We start from the raw sequence: 14,170 nt of genomic DNA, 5'->3' as shown, positions 1-14,170 counted from the left end.
TGCTCCTTGGACGTAGGGTGAAGAAATGAATAGCTTCGAGGGAGACACCACCGAACCGGGTGCCGAACCCGCCCGTGAGCGGTTCCTGCAGCCTGTGGCTGACGGGCAGCGCGTCACAGTGATGCTGGCCGCCTTTGAAGGCTGGAACGACGCCGGGGAGGCCGCAAGCGACTCGCTCCGGTACCTGAACAAGCTGTGGGGCGGCAAGAAGGTGGCCTCCATAGACGCAGACGAGTATTACGACTTTCAGTTCACCCGCCCTACTGTCCGCAGGAACGCCGCGGGCGAACGCAAGATCAAATGGCCCTCCACGCGGATCTACAAGGCCAGCGCGCCTGGTTCAAACGTGGACGTCATCTTTGTCCAGGGCACCGAGCCGTCCTATAAATGGCGGGCCTACACCGCCGAACTCCTGGTGCACGCAGAAGCGCTGAACGTTGACTACGTTGTCCTGGTGGGCGCCTTGCTGGCAGATGTACCGCACAGCCGGCCCATTCCCGTAAGCACGTCCTCCGACGATGGGCCACTGCGGGAACGCATGAACCTGGAAGCTTCACAGTACGAAGGCCCGGTGGGAATTGTGGGAGTGCTCTCTGAGGTCGCGCTCTTGGCCGGCATCCCCACGGTCTCGCTGTGGGCCGCCGTCCCCCACTATGTGGCCCAGGCGCCGTCGCCGAAGGCGCAGCTGGCCCTTCTCCACCGGATAGAGGAGCTGCTCCAGGTTCCGCTCGACACCCATGAGCTGGCTGAGGAAGCCGACGCGTGGGAGCGGGGCGTGGACGAGCTGGCCACCGAGGACCCGGAGATTGCCGCGTATGTCCGCCAGCTTGAAGAGGCAAAGGACACCGCAGACCTTCCGGAAGCGACCGGCGAGTCCATCGCCCGCGAGTTTGAGCGTTACCTCAAACGCCGCGGGCAGGACAGGCCTTAACGAGGCCGCTCCGGCGGCCGCCCGCCAAGCCTCTCACGCAGCAGGCTCCTCGGCGGCAGTCCCCCTGACAGACGGCTTAGTCAGAGGCGGATGCCGAGAAGGGCGTCGACGGCGTCCCGCACCAATACTTGATCCTCACCGCTTGCGGGGCCAGCGGCAGAGTTGGCCTGCTGTGCCCAGCGGGAAACGGCCGCAACCGCGGCGGGGGCGTCAAGGTCGGCAGCCAGCGCGGCGCGCATCTCTGTGATGAGGGCCGGCCCTGAATCGGCGGGGGCGTGGCCGAGCGCTGTGCGCCAAGCGGCAAGGTCGGCCTTGGCGGCCTCAAATCCTTCGTCCGTCCAGGACCAGTCCGAACGGTAGTGGTGCGCGAGTATGGCGAGACGGATGGCTGACGGGTCCTCCCCCGCTGCGCGCAGCTTTGATACCAGCACCAGGTTGCCCTTGGACTTGCTCATCTTTTCGCCGTCCAGGCCCACCATTCCCGCGTGGGCGTAGTGCTTGGCGAGCGGGACCCCGGCGAGGGAGTATGCATGGCCGGCACCCATTTCGTGGTGCGGGAAAATCAGGTCCGAGCCGCCCCCCTGCACCGTGAAGGGTGAGGGCAGGTACTTCTGTGCGATGACCGTGCATTCAATATGCCAGCCAGGTCTGCCGGCTCCCAGGCTCCCGCCGGGCCAGCTCGGCTCGCCTTCCCGCTCCACCCGCCACAACAGCGGGTCCAGTGCCTGGCGCTTCCCGGAACGGCCGGGGTCACCCCCGCGTTCCGCGAAGAGCTCGAGCATCTCGCTTTCCGAAAGGCCGGAGATCGATCCCAGGGACCACGCGTCAGGTGACGCGGACTGCTTGCCGGCCGCTTCGACGTCGTAATAAACATCCCCATCCGGCTCCCCGTTGGTGCCCTGCACCTTGTAAGCCAGCCCCAGGCTGACGAGCCGTTCGACCTCGGGCACGATCAGGGAGATGGATTCGACGGCGCCCACGTAGTGGTCGGGTGCGAGGACGTTGAGTGCCTGCATGTCTGTCTGGAACAGCTCGGTCTGGCTGGCCGCCAGGTCCCGCCAGTCCACTCCGGTGGCAGTGGCGCGTTCCAGCAGAGGATCGTCAACGTCCGTCACGTTCTGTACATAGGACACGTCATGGCCGGCGTCCCGCCAAACCCGGTTGAGGAGGTCGAACGCCACATAACTTGCAGCGTGGCCCATATGCGTGGCGTCGTACGGCGTGATGCCGCAAACGTACATGGAGGGCCGGCCATCTGTTTCCAGGGCCACCTCCCGGCCCACAGCGGTGTCGAACAACAGGATGGCTGGCATGCTGCCGGGCACGTCGGGAACAGGGCGGGAGATCCAGGATTTCACACGCCAAGCCTAGTGCTAGGCACTGATGACATTGAAACCGAGAAGGAGGTACAGGGCGAGGCCCAGGAAAATCCGGTACCAGACGAACAGGCGGTAGCTGCGGGTGGAGACGAACTTCAGGAACCAGCCGATGATGATGTAGCCCACCACAAGGGCGATCACTGTTGCCAGGGCTGTTTCCGGCAGTCCGTAGGGGCCGGTGATGCCCTCATTGGACACAGTTTTGTAGAGCTGGAAGAGCCCGCTGCCGAACACCGCGGGGATGGCCAGCAGGAACGAGTACCGTGCGGCCGCTTCGCGGGTGTAGCCCATCAGGAGGCCTGCGGTAATGGTGCCGCCGGACCTGGACACGCCGGGGATGAGCGCCATTGCCTGGGCGAAGCCGTAAAGGATGCCGTGCTTGTACGTGAGTCGGCTGAGGTCCCGTTCCTGCTTGCCCACCGCGTCCGCGACGGCAAGGAATAGGCCGAACACAATCAGCATGGTGGCAACAATCCACATACTGCGGAGCACCGACTCGATTTGGTCCTGGAACAGCAGCCCCAGGACAACAATGGGCAGGCTACCCAGGATCACGAGCCAGCCCATCCTGGCGTCAGGGTCCTGCCTGGAGACTTTTCCGGCAAGGGAACCGGCCCACGCCTTCACAATCCGGACGATATCCCGCCAAAAATAGATCACTACCGCTGTTTCGGTACCCAGCTGGGTGATGGCGGTGAAAGCTGCGCCGGGGTCGGCCGCATTGGGCAGGAACTGCCCCACAATCCGCAGATGGGCGCTTGATGAGATCGGTAGAAATTCGGTCAGTCCCTGCACAAGGCCCAGCAGGGCCGCCTCAAACCAGTTCACGCTAAGACCCTACGGCATGGGCACTGTTGGTTCTGCCCGTAAGCTTGCTGCTATGCAGCAGCGTTACGTCGGCAACAGTGGATTGCGAGTTTCCGCCCTATCCCTTGGCACCATGTCGTGGGCCGGCGAGACCGACGAACAGGACGCCTCGGAGCTCCTGCGCACCTTCCTGAACGCAGGCGGCCGCCATGTGGACACGGCTGCCTCCTATGCCGACGGACGGTCGGAGGCAATGGTGGGGTCCATGCTGGGCGACGTGGTCGCCCGCACGGAGATCTCCATCTCCACCAAAGCGGGACTGACGACGCCGGACGGGCGCCGCGGTGTGGACACGTCACGGAACGCAATGCTCACCGGCCTGGAGGCCAGTCTGGCCAGGCTGGGCACGGACTATGTGGACATCTGGTTCGCTGAGGCCTGGGACGGCAACGTGCCCCTGGACGAAACGCTGTCAGCGTTGGAGTATGCCGTCCGGACCGGCAGGGCCAGGTACGCCGGTGTGTCGAACTTCAATGGCTGGCAGACGGCCAAGGCTGCAGCCATCGCAGGGTTTCCCCTCGTGGCCGCCCAGGCCGAGTACTCGTTCCTGCAGCGGCGGCCGGAAGCTGAGCTGATTCCGGCAGTTGAGGATGCAGGCCTGGGCCTGATGGCATGGGCGCCACTGGGCCGTGGGGTGTTGACCGGGAAGTACCGCGGCAGTATCCCCACCGGTTCGCGGGGAGCATCTGCCGCGGAAGCCGGCTACGTGGAGCCCTACCTCGACGGGAAGGCGTCCAGGACGGTCGAGGCGGTGTGCATGGCGGCCAAGGGACTGGGCCGGACGCCGCAGGACGTGTCTTTGAGCTGGCTGCTGTCGCAGCATGGGGTCGCGACGGCGATAGTAGGCCCGCGTACGCCTGCTCAGCTTAAGGAACTCCTGGATGCGCAGCTGTCGCCGCTGCCGCCCGAGATAGCCTGCGCCCTGGAGGACGCTTCAGTCCTTGCATAGGGCTTCAGCTGGCCACCATCTGAGCGGTGCCCGCATCTGGTCAGACGTTCCGGTCCTCGACAATTTCAAGGTCCTCGTCGTCCACGTCGCTTTCCTCTTCCTCGTCGTCCTCGTCATCAAAGACCTGAAGCGGCGTGACCTCGTTGTAGGCCTCGTAGAGTGCGTCCTCATAGACTTCAAAAGCATCGGCGACTGCGAAAAACGCCGCCTCCACGGAGGGGTCCCCATCTCCGCGGCGGTTCGATGCTGCTATAAGGTGTTCTTCCAAAGCGGTGGTCAAGGACTGAAGCGCGACACGCGGATCGATGCTCATGCCTTCACGTTAGCCGGAAAAGGACGAAAATGGAGAGCAAATGAAGGAACAATTTCTCACCAGCTCGGTCCAGCGGGAACGGGATTATGCGAAGCAGTACGAGTACCTTGTACTGACGGTCAGCCCTGTCGATTCACTGCACGAGGCCAGGCGCCGCCTGGTGGAACACTCCGAGTACGGCAAGTGGGAGCTGCAGCGCAGCAAGCTGTATGTGGGCGGCGGCAGGCGGTTCTGGCTCCGCCGCCGGGTGATGCAGGTCCAGCGGACCGTCTAGGAAACAAGCGTCCAGCGGACCGTCTAGGAAACAAGGGGCCAGCGGACGGTCTAGTCCTCGAGTGGCCCCAGCCAGGCGGTGGCCACGGTGTTGTGGGCTGATTCGTCGTCGGATGGATGGAACATCCCGGCCAGAACGTCCCGGTAGAGCCGTTCCAGTTCGGAGCCGCGGAAATAGCTTGATCCGCCGCTGACCTGGATGGCGAGGTCAACAACGCGACGCGCGGTCTCCGTGGCATTGACCTTCAAGCCCACGAGCTTGGGGAACCACTGCGGGCCGTGATCGGCGAGGACGTCGACGTCGGCAGTTACGGAGGCCAGCTGCGGGTACAGGTTGTCCATGGCCATCGCGGCTTCCGCCACCTTCCAGCGGATGTCCGGGTCCTGGGCGTAGCTCCGTCCGCCGTTTTTGAAGGATGTCCGGCGCTTCACGGTTTCCACCCCGACTGCCAGCGCCCGCTCCCCCACGCCGGTGTAGACGGCGGCCAGCAGCGTCTCGAAGCAGGCGAAAATGGCGAAAATCAGAGGATCGCGGTTGGGCCCCACGGGGAGCTTGCGGAAGATCCGATTTTCGGGGACGAAAACGCCCTCCAGGACGGTGGTGTTGGACTGGCTGGCACGCATGCCCAGGGTGTCCCAGTCGTCGAGAATTCGGTAGCCGGGCGTCTCCCGTGCGATAAAGCCATGGACGAGTTCTCCTTCACCGTCCCGGGCCGAAGAGTCCTTGCCGAAGATCCCCAGCCTGGTCCACGCCGGCGACAGGCTGGTGAAAATCTTCGTGCCCGTGAAGGTGTAGCTGCCGGGCTGCGGCTCTGCCACGGTGCGGGAGTCGAAGAGGACCGAATCGTTTCCTGCCTCGGAGTTGCCGAAAGCGAAAACTTCGCCCTGGGCTGCCTCCTTCAGGACAAAATTCAGGGAGTCGTCGCCTCTTGCCTGAAGGACCTGCGCGACGCCGGTCCACACCAGGTGCATGTTGACCGCCAGCGCCGTGGCGGGGGCAGCCGTTGCCAGTCTCCGCTGGCACTGCGCCGCCGCTTCAAGCCCAAGTCCCTTCCCGCCGTCGGCCGCGGGGACAAACAGCTTCAGGTACCCCGCCTCGGCAAGTTCCTGCAGGTCCTCGTGGAAGAACGCGTTGTCCCTGTCGTATCCGGCGGCCCGGCCACGGATCCGCTCCAGGAGGGCATCCGGCAGGACTTCTTCCGGCGTCATGGCAGCGTGCTCAGTAGTTGGTGAGCAGGGTATTGAGCACCCTGGCGCCGAACTTGAGGGAATCGGCCGGGACGCGCTCGTCCACGCCGTGGAACATGCCGGTGAAGTCCAGCTCGTCCGGCAGCATCAGCGGTGCAAAACCGTAACCGGTGATCCCGAGCCTGCTGAGCGACTTGTTGTCCGTGCCGCCCGAGAGCGTGTAGGGCAGCACCTTCGCGCCGGGGTCCTCTGAGTGCAGGGCGTCGATCATGGAATCCACCAGGTTGCCGGCGAAGGGAACCTCAAGGGACACATCGTTGTGCACATAACTGACGTCCACCCCGGTTCCGGCCAGCTCCTTGACTATTTCCAGGACGTGCTCCTCCTGCCCGGGCAACGTGCGGCAGTCGATGAGTGCCTCTGCGGATTCCGGGATGACGTTGTGCTTGTAGCCGCCCTTCACGAGTGTGGGATTGGTGGTGTTCTGCAGGGTTGCGCCGACGAACCGGGCCACCGTGCCCAGCTGGCTCAGCAGGAGGTCGGGATTGTCGGCGTCGAACTCCACGCCGGTGAGGTCCGTCACTCCGTCCAGGAACTGCCTGGTGGTGGGCGTCAGTTCGATGGGCCACTTGTATTCACCGATGCGGGTCACGGCGGCCGCGAGGCGGGTTACTGCGTTGTTGGTGTTGATTTGCGAGCCGTGGCCGGCCCTGCCGTGGGCCACCAGGCGAAGCCATGAGATGCCCTTCTCGGCAGTCTGGAGGAGATAGGTGCGCTGCCCGCCGATGGTCGCCGAGAACCCGCCCACTTCCGAGATGGCTTCGGTGGCGCCCTCAAAGAGCTCCGGGCGCTTGTCCACGGCGTAGCGGGCACCGTACGCCCCGCCAGCTTCCTCGTCTGCGAAGAAGGCGAAGATGATGTCCCGCTTGGGCTTTTTACCCGTGCGGGCAAAGCTTCGCAGGACGGCGAGGATCATGGCGTCCATGTCTTTCATATCGACGGCGCCGCGGCCCCAGATGAGCCCGTCCTTCAGTTCGGCTCCGAACGGGTCTACCGACCACTGGTCCTTGAGGGCGGGAACCACGTCAAGGTGGCCGTGCACCACCAGGGCGCTGGCGGAAGGATCCTCGCCTGCCATCCGGGTAACCACGTTCGCCCGCCCCGGTGCCGACTCGAAGATTTCAGCCTCCATGCCGACTTCCTCCATGAGACCTGCGGCGTATTCTGCTGCGGCCCGCTCCCCCGGCCCGGACCCGTCACCGAAGTTGGAGGTATCGATCCGAATGAGTTCCTGGCAGATACGGACAACTTCATCCTCGGGCAGGACATCAGGCATTGAGGGCTCCTCACTGGGAAAGACGGGTTTGCAGCGCTGGATCGCTGCCCTCAGCCTACCCACATGGCCCGATTCCATGTTTCGGGAAAGTTCGTGTTAGAGTTTTTCTCGCTGCTTCGGAGAAACTCGAAACGCTGAAAGGCGGAAACGGTCCCCGAAGTACCACCTGCGCGGGTGGCGGAATGGCAGACGCGCTAGCTTGAGGTGCTAGTCCTCGAAAGGGGGTGGGGGTTCAAGTCCCCCTCCGCGCACAAACGGAAGCCCCGGAAAATCACTGATTTTCCGGGGCTTTTTTGTCTATGTAGTCCCCGCCAAGGGCGGCTGGACCGGGGCACCTTTGCTGTCTGATCTGCCGAATGGAACTTGGACCCTAACGGGCGGCACTCCTACGTCGCGACGTTAATGAAGCCCACAATGATCGCGGTCCACCACGCCGCTAGGGAAATCGCTGCACCAAACATCAGATGCAGGCGCTGGCCCATGGGCAGTCCACTGAATGGCGTCATTGGTGACAGCCTGACCAGCCTGCGCATGAGCGGTATCAGCATGAGACCGTTTACCGTCAGCACCAGCACAGCACATAGCTTAACCAGCGTGAGTGACGAAGCGAGGTTCGGCTCCAGGAAGATGCCTGTCAGCATCATTCCGGCCAACCCTCCCCAGATTAAGGGGGTGGCGGCGCCGTCGAGGCGAACGGTTTCGCTAAGCGCCCGGCGTCCCAAAAGCCACAGAAACCCATGCCAGTCGACGAGCAGCACCGCCCCAAACGCTGCCACCATGGATAGAATGTGCGCCGCCAGAGCAACAAAGCGTACGGGGCTGGCGACATCGACGAGAGTGGAAAGATAGACGGTCAAGGCCCAAACAGCGACGGCCACGGCCACGAGCGCCGTGACCTGTTTGCGGCTGGACTTCTCGGAAATCGGCCGCTCCAGGTAGTTCGGCGGCACGGTGATAGTTGAGCGCATTATCAGCCCCGGTCTTCCTCTTCGTGCACTCCCCGCCGGCGCAGGTTTCTCCTGTTATACCTACGACGCGCCCTACGGCGGTTTTGTTTCTCCGCACTTTCAGGTAGCGGCCCAAAGGAAAATCGACCAGCCGACGACGACGGCTTCCTGCTGCGCGGTCTTCCTCCTCAGCGCACCAAGAAGCCCCGGGAAACTCGTTGTTTTTCCGGGGCTTCTTCTGTCACTCATGGGTCAAGGTTTTTAGCGTCTCTTCGCTTCTTCAGTGCCGGTGATGTTGAAGGAGGCGTCAAACTTCAGCGTCAAAGGCGTTCCGTCAGCTTTCCTGATATGCGCCTCATAGGCAGCACCGTCAGCGTCGGTTTCGACACGGACTATCGTCGCTCCTGGATGGGCGGCCCTCGCTGCAGCTTCGACGCGGGCGGCAGTGTCACCTGTTAGAAGCTCCTCGGTGATGCCGTTGGCCCGATGAGACCCTTTTCGATCGGAGGAGGACAACGCCGTGGAGGTCGATGCTCCGTCCGGAACGGCCATGGCGAGATACACGCCGCCACCTGCCACGGCCGCGGCCAGGGCAGCTCCGACTGCGACATTTCGAACTGTTTTCATCACACGCTCCTGATTCTGCGATCAGGCGCGTCGGTGCTTCAGCTGACCGCTTGTCATTCCTGGCCATTGCACCCCAGCAATGCCTCGGCGCGGTTTATCCGGGTAGGGACACTGTGGATTCTACGCATGAGTGCGGGTGAGGACTAGGAGCAATCGGACAACTTCACGCGTAGCCATTTCCGAGGCCCGACTGCACATCCAGGCGGGTCTTCAGGGGCAGCAGTGCCCCGCAAAGTTTTCCTGGACATTGGCCTTTTCAGTACAGAATGCGCTGGTACAGGTTGTGGTCCTGCCAGGAACCGGCGATGTTCAGATAGGCGGGGGCCATCCCTATCGAAGCCGGAACGTTGAAGAACCTTTTGAGACGCGGCATTGTGCAAAAGGGTTGCCGCCTGGATGCGGTGCAGCCCCATCTCGTTCCTGGCGAAAGCCAGCGCAAACATGACGGCGGCCGAGCCGATTCCCCGGCCAGAGTATTCGTGGTCTACCCAATATCCAACGTGGGCGCTGCAAAAGGGTCCAAGCACTATTCCAGTGAGCGTTATTGCTCCGATGACGCGGTCTCCGTCCAGAAGTATCCACGGCACTTCAGAACCGGCCGCATAGGATGTTCCGGCTCCCACGGGGCGAGGTGCTCCCTGTCCCGCAGGTACGCGTCCTTCAATTGAAGGGCGTCGCCGGAGCGCAAAACTCGCACCTCAATATTGCCAATCAAGGTGTTCTTCAAAGGGGCCACTCCGAGACTCTACCCAAGTACTCGTTGCCCTGTGCAGCGGTTGGCCGTGAGCAGAACCAAGGGGGAAGGAGTGCCGGCACACGCAGCCGCCTGCCGGCACTCCGCGCGAAACCTTAACCGCTGATGAGTTCCTTGACAGGCCCTTCGTGCAAGGCGAGATAGACGCCGTCCCGAATCTGGTTAGCCTGCCCGTCAGTCATCGTCCCACTGAGGGGGCGCAGCACCAGTCGTATCAACGCGTTGGCCTGTCCATCGCCGATCCGCAGCCGGTCCTGCACTGCTTTGGGAAGCTCTCCATACTGAGTCAGAGCCAGGAGTTCGACGCTTTCCAGGTCGTGGGCCTCATCGCCTAATACTGTGCGCACCCGATCACCGAGCAACTCGGCATCGGTGTCTGCGGGGACCACAATGGAGATGTCCCTACGGATGGTGGGCATTTGCGAGACTGGCTTCCAACGGGACAGATTCAACATCTGCCGCTGGATGCGGTGGTCCGTCGGCCTCAGCAACCGAATGTCCGGAATGCCTTTGCGAAGCATCAAGGCCCGGTCCATGCCCATGCCGAGGGCCAGACCGGACCAGTGCGCAGGATCCAGCCCCGCTTCCGACAGGAGACGCGGCGCCATCAGCCCGCACTCCGCCAGCTCGAGCCATTCGCCATCCAACAAGACGTCGACCTGCAAGCCCTGCGTGGTGTACGGGTGAACCGCCCGCACTGTCCGCCACCGCGCTCCGGGAAGTACGGCCTGAACCACGGACGCGATCATGTCCTGCAGGTCTAGGCCATCCAGTCTTCTGCCCGAACTGATACGCCACAGGTCAACCTGATGAGGCGTTCCCACATGGGTTCGGTCAATGGAGTCACGGCGGTAAACCAGCCCGGGTATGGCCCAGAGCTCGTCCAACGGCTCGTCGGGATCCAGCGCCCGCAGGAGCGACGGAATGGAGGCCGAGGTATGGCTGCGGAGCATAACGGTGGGGCTGACGTAGCGGGAGTATCTCTGGTCGCGCGTTACGTCCGAATGGTTGAACCCCAAGAGATCGTAGTTGTCGGCCACGCTCACCAGAGGGCTGTGGCGAACCACCCGTGCCGGCACTTTCCATCTGGCGCTTAGCGCGCCGATGACTCCCTGCAGGAGGTCCTGCATCGCGTGGGGTTGATGGTCAGGATTTGTAAGATCCTGAATGGTCAAAGCTTGATGAAGCTCAGCGGGGCTGAGATAAATGGGCATTGTTGGTCCTTGGATTGGGCTTGGGTGGTGGTCTCCTCCCCCGACCCACTCCAGCGCCAGGACCTAGGCGCGCGCCTGTAAGCCCTCGCGACCGAAAAACGGTCGGGGGCAAGTAAATCGGCGCGTACAAAGCATGGGGCGACTATACCCCAATGAATTTTGAATGGGAGGGCAGGGCGATACTCACTTTTGTTTCGTGCCCGGCGGGTAGCGGCCGGGTGCGCAAGGGTGGAACATGACCCTCATGAACGTTGCTGCAGATGAGGACCGGGAAACGGGCCACGTGGTCCTCTTAGGCGATTCCATCTTTGACAACGCCGCCTACGTGGACGGTGGTCCTGACGTCATCAACCAACTGCGGCAGGAACTTCCGGGCTGGAAATGCTCGCTTCTGGCCATTGACGGGGACGTCATCGCCGGCGTCGCCCGCCAACTCCACGCCCTTCCCGCCGACGCCACCCACCTTGTGGTGAGCGTCGGCGGAAACGACGCCCTGGGCTATGCGCCATTGTTGCAGGAGCGTCCGGGCTCAGTTGCCGAAGCCCTGCTCCTGCTTGATGCCGGAAGGGACAGGTTCGACGCCGACTACCGGGCCATGCTGCCCGCAGTCCTGGCACAGGGCCTTCCGACGGCGGTATGCAGCATCTACGACACACCCCCGTCAGAACCGAACCAGAAGGTCATCAAAGCTGCACTGTCCCTCTTCAACGACTCCATTACACGGGCAGCCTTTGGCAGCGGCACACCGCTGATCGACCTGCGCCTCATCTGCAGTGAAGACGGGGACTACGCCAACCCCATCGAACCGTCATCACAGGGCGGACGGAAGATTGCACAAGCCATAGCAACTTTGGTCCAAACCGGGCGCCCCCACCCCCACTCAGTGGTTTTCGCCGGCCCGGCCCGGCCCACATCTGCTACCCCACCAGACCAAGTCAGTTGAGCAGACTCGCGTGGTGTCCGTGCCTAGTGTGGTCTTAGGCTATGGGTCCGCGCTTGCCGGCTGCGCCCGGTCAGCCGGGAGCCGCGTGCCACCGGCCTGTACTTGACCCGGCCTCTTCCAGCCCGGTCGGCCCTCCGCTCCTGGCGGCGGGCCTTCCTCTCCGGCCGGTCTATACCGGACAGCATAGCGAGGGAGCCAGCGATCCAAAGGAACGCCATCGTTAACACCAAGGTAATCTCCAGCTCAGCGCCCATGACTAATCTTAGGATCTCATGGCGCCCAGCAAGAGCCCCAAACTCGGCCGGGCCCACGCTAACGACCCTGCCCTACAACACTCCCAGCCCCCGCACTGCAGCCAGAACATCCTGCACCGTGACTGCCAGCAGCGCCGGATCCGGCTCGACAGCGAAGGTCTCGCCCCGCCGCAGTTCGGCGCGGGTCAGGACAACGTGCGGACCCGGGGGCGGACCCCAGATCTCTGGGGGAGCCGGCCCGAACAACACCACCGATGGTGTTCCGTACGCGGATGCCAGATGCGCAGCTCCGGTGTCCGCGGAGATGACCAGGCGCGCCGCGGCAATGGTCGCGGCAAATTCAGCCAGGCCGAGCCTCCCCGCCAGAACCGCGTCCTCCGCAAGACCCGATCGCCGGCACACATCCAGCGCCCGGTCCCTTTCACCGCTACCGCCGGTGAAAACGACGTTGTGCCCGGCCTGGTCAAGGGCGGAGGCCACCGCTGCAAAGCGCTCGGCTGGCCACAGGCGGCTGCCGTAGGCGGCCCCCACATGCAAGACGGTGGCACCTGGAACGGGGCTGGGCACGTGCGGAGTGTTCAGCTGGATGTCCAAGGGGTCCGCTTCGATGCCGTGCCACTCCAGGAGCTTCGCCCAGCGTTCCCTCTCGTGAAGTTCGTTCCGCCACGGCGGTCCGTCCCGGTACTGGCTCCGGTGGCCTATGGTCTGTCGGGCCTGCAACGCCTCGATCCGGCCCTGGCTTTCCGGTCCGCTGCCGTGCAGGTTCACTGCCACATCCACGACGCCGGGCTCCATGGCCAGGGGTTCGTCCAAACCGTGCGTAGGGAAAAGTTCGTAACCACCCACGAGCCCCAGCGCCTCCGAAAGCCAGCCCTGCGCCGCGTACCGCAGCCGGTGTTCCGGAAACGTGCGCCGGAGTGCCTTCAAAGCCGGCACTGCGACGAGCAGGTCCCCAAGCTTTAACGCCCGAAGCACCAGGAGCTCAGGTTTTCCATCGTGCAGTCCCATGGCTTCCTGTGGTGCCGCACTCTCTGTGGCGCTCATGGGCGCTGCCTGTCCAGCTCGGTGGCTGCGAGGCTGCGGACGTCCTCGTGCACATCCCGCGCTTCAATGCTGGCCACCAGGGAGTCGTCGTGGGCGCAGCGCGGGGCTGTCCAGCCCACCTGGGTTACGTCTATGCCGCAGGTGGGACAGGCGGTCACCCAGGAAGCGCGGATCCGGTGCAGGCTCCGCCCCAGCGCGCCGGCATTGATGACGTTGCCGGCCCAGAAGATGCCCACGGTGGGAACCCCGAGCGCCTGCGCGAGGTGTCGCGGACCGCTGTCATTGCCGACTACCACCGACGCACTCGCCAGCAGCGCCACCAAACCTCCCATGTCCAGTTCGCCGGCAAACGACCGGACAGGGCTTGAGGCGGCCAGTTCGACGATGCGGTCGGCAATTCCCTTCTCGCTCCCGTCCCCTACTACCACCACCTGGAAACCGTCCGCGGCGCATGCCACGGCAAGTTCAGCGAACCGCTCAGCCGGCCAACGGCGGCGTGGATCCGTAGCGCCGGGATGCAGCACCACCAAAGGCCGGCCATCGTCGTCGGCTGTTTGGGCAGTGGAGCGCAGTCCCTCGGCCGGCGCCAGGCGCGCCTCAAGATCAACGGGGAAGGCACCGGCGAACCCGGACACCTCCAGCGCCCGCAGGGGTTCGTGCTGGTAATAGAGGTACGGCACCGTCCGTTCCAGGCTCGCGGCGTCCGGGGTGCGCGTCCCCACCGTATGCCGGGCCCCCAGCCGGAGCAGGAAAGGGTTGGAATACCGCCCGCCGCCATGGATCTGGACTGCCAGGTCAAAGCGGCGGGCGCGCATTTCCTCGAAAAACCGGTCCAGCTCTTCCTCGTCCTCGGCGCCGGGCCGGACACCTTCCGAAAAGGGCAGGACCTGAACCTCATCCACCGGGCTCTTCGTAGCAGCAATCAAAGCCTTGTGCGCCGGAGTGCCGAGGAGTGTGATGGAGGCCTCAGGGTATGCCGTCTTCAAGGCGGCAATGGCGGGAATGGCGAAAATCAGGTCGCCGAGACCGCCGCCACGCAGGACGGCTATCCTTGATACTGATTCGAACTTTTCCAGAACCGGACCAACGCCCGTGCCGGCCCGCCCGGCGCCTCCGAACTCTGCAGTGAGTTGCTCCACATGTACCCCTTC

14 protein-coding genes, 1 tRNA gene and 1 pseudogene are annotated in these 14,170 nt (G+C 63.8%); 5 read left to right on the top strand and 11 right to left on the bottom strand.

Annotated features, from left to right (window positions below):
* Positions 1-25 precede the first annotated feature (25 nt).
* A complete protein-coding gene (locus tag CXQ88_RS09730) occupies positions 26-931 on the top strand; it encodes a PAC2 family protein (protein WP_104043965.1) in 906 nt (301 codons plus the stop codon).
* An 80-nt stretch (positions 932-1,011) separates the two neighbouring features.
* On the opposite strand, the gene mshC is transcribed toward CXQ88_RS09730, so the two are convergent.
* Positions 1,012-2,289 (bottom strand): cysteine--1-D-myo-inosityl 2-amino-2-deoxy-alpha-D-glucopyranoside ligase, encoded by a 1,278-nt coding sequence (mshC, locus tag CXQ88_RS09725; protein ID WP_104043964.1) that lies wholly within the window; start codon positions 2,287-2,289, stop codon positions 1,012-1,014.
* A gap of 15 nt (positions 2,290-2,304) precedes the next feature.
* Complete coding sequence (locus CXQ88_RS09720; RefSeq protein ID WP_104043963.1) at positions 2,305-3,138, bottom strand: undecaprenyl-diphosphate phosphatase; 834 nt, start codon at positions 3,136-3,138, stop codon at positions 2,305-2,307.
* Positions 3,139-3,190: 52 nt separating this feature from the next.
* Between CXQ88_RS09720 and CXQ88_RS09715 the strand changes: the two genes are divergently transcribed.
* Positions 3,191-4,126, top strand: a complete 936-nt coding sequence (locus CXQ88_RS09715) for an aldo/keto reductase (RefSeq protein WP_104044071.1) — start codon at positions 3,191-3,193, stop codon at positions 4,124-4,126.
* A 40-nt stretch (positions 4,127-4,166) separates the two neighbouring features.
* On the opposite strand, the gene CXQ88_RS09710 is transcribed toward CXQ88_RS09715, so the two are convergent.
* Positions 4,167-4,439 carry a hypothetical protein gene (locus tag CXQ88_RS09710; RefSeq protein ID WP_104043962.1) on the bottom strand — a complete coding sequence of 91 codons (273 nt, stop codon included), beginning with the start codon at positions 4,437-4,439 and terminating at the stop codon, positions 4,167-4,169.
* A 40-nt stretch (positions 4,440-4,479) separates the two neighbouring features.
* On the opposite strand from CXQ88_RS09710, the gene CXQ88_RS09705 reads away from it, so the two are divergent.
* Positions 4,480-4,713, top strand: coding sequence for a DUF5703 family protein (locus CXQ88_RS09705; RefSeq protein WP_104043961.1), 234 nt, complete (start codon positions 4,480-4,482; stop codon positions 4,711-4,713).
* A gap of 50 nt (positions 4,714-4,763) precedes the next feature.
* Here the strand turns inward: CXQ88_RS09705 and CXQ88_RS09700 are convergent, their stop codons facing one another.
* Both CXQ88_RS09700 and CXQ88_RS09695 read right to left on the bottom strand, forming a co-directional pair.
* On the bottom strand, positions 4,764-5,921 hold the full coding sequence (locus CXQ88_RS09700; protein WP_104043960.1) for an acyl-CoA dehydrogenase family protein: 1,158 nt from the start codon (positions 5,919-5,921) through the stop codon (positions 4,764-4,766).
* A 10-nt stretch (positions 5,922-5,931) separates the two neighbouring features.
* The gene (locus CXQ88_RS09695; RefSeq protein ID WP_104043959.1) at positions 5,932-7,236 is read right to left on the bottom strand and encodes a M20/M25/M40 family metallo-hydrolase; all 1,305 of its coding nucleotides are present in this window, start codon (positions 7,234-7,236) and stop codon (positions 5,932-5,934) included.
* A gap of 168 nt (positions 7,237-7,404) precedes the next feature.
* Here CXQ88_RS09695 and CXQ88_RS09690 point away from each other — a divergent pair.
* Positions 7,405-7,487, top strand: a tRNA-Leu gene (locus CXQ88_RS09690).
* 135 nt (positions 7,488-7,622) lie between these two features.
* On the opposite strand, the gene CXQ88_RS09685 is transcribed toward CXQ88_RS09690, so the two are convergent.
* From CXQ88_RS09685 to srmL, 4 genes and pseudogenes are all read right to left on the bottom strand, one after another.
* Positions 7,623-8,204, bottom strand: a complete 582-nt coding sequence (locus CXQ88_RS09685) for a hypothetical protein (protein WP_104043958.1) — start codon at positions 8,202-8,204, stop codon at positions 7,623-7,625.
* Between the two features lie 240 nt (positions 8,205-8,444).
* The gene (locus CXQ88_RS09680; protein ID WP_104043957.1) at positions 8,445-8,810 is read right to left on the bottom strand and encodes a hypothetical protein; all 366 of its coding nucleotides are present in this window, start codon (positions 8,808-8,810) and stop codon (positions 8,445-8,447) included.
* Positions 8,811-9,205: 395 nt separating this feature from the next.
* A pseudogene (locus tag CXQ88_RS22595) lies at positions 9,206-9,397 on the bottom strand (GNAT family N-acetyltransferase); the annotation flags it as partial.
* A 262-nt stretch (positions 9,398-9,659) separates the two neighbouring features.
* Positions 9,660-10,778 (bottom strand): PheS-related mystery ligase SrmL, encoded by a 1,119-nt coding sequence (gene srmL, locus CXQ88_RS09670; protein WP_104043956.1) that lies wholly within the window; start codon positions 10,776-10,778, stop codon positions 9,660-9,662.
* Between the two features lie 235 nt (positions 10,779-11,013).
* Here srmL and CXQ88_RS09665 point away from each other — a divergent pair, with 235 nt between their 5' ends.
* The gene (locus CXQ88_RS09665) at positions 11,014-11,721 is read left to right on the top strand and encodes an SGNH/GDSL hydrolase family protein (RefSeq protein ID WP_258061798.1); all 708 of its coding nucleotides are present in this window, start codon (positions 11,014-11,016) and stop codon (positions 11,719-11,721) included.
* A gap of 326 nt (positions 11,722-12,047) precedes the next feature.
* Here the strand turns inward: CXQ88_RS09665 and CXQ88_RS09655 are convergent, their stop codons facing one another.
* Together CXQ88_RS09655 and CXQ88_RS09650 are read right to left on the bottom strand one after the other, a co-directional pair.
* Positions 12,048-13,019 (bottom strand): glycosyltransferase family 9 protein, encoded by a 972-nt coding sequence (locus CXQ88_RS09655; protein ID WP_181037462.1) that lies wholly within the window; start codon positions 13,017-13,019, stop codon positions 12,048-12,050.
* On the bottom strand, positions 13,016-14,158 hold the full coding sequence (locus CXQ88_RS09650) for a glycosyltransferase family 9 protein (RefSeq protein WP_104043954.1): 1,143 nt from the start codon (positions 14,156-14,158) through the stop codon (positions 13,016-13,018). Before CXQ88_RS09650 ends, CXQ88_RS09655 begins: the two co-directional genes overlap by 4 nt.
* Positions 14,159-14,170 lie beyond the last annotated feature (12 nt).

The organism is Arthrobacter sp. ZGTC412 (genome assembly GCF_002929215.1).
Classification (GTDB): domain Bacteria; phylum Actinomycetota; class Actinomycetes; order Actinomycetales; family Micrococcaceae; genus Arthrobacter.
This window is presented reverse-complemented; position numbering and strand designations above follow the sequence as displayed.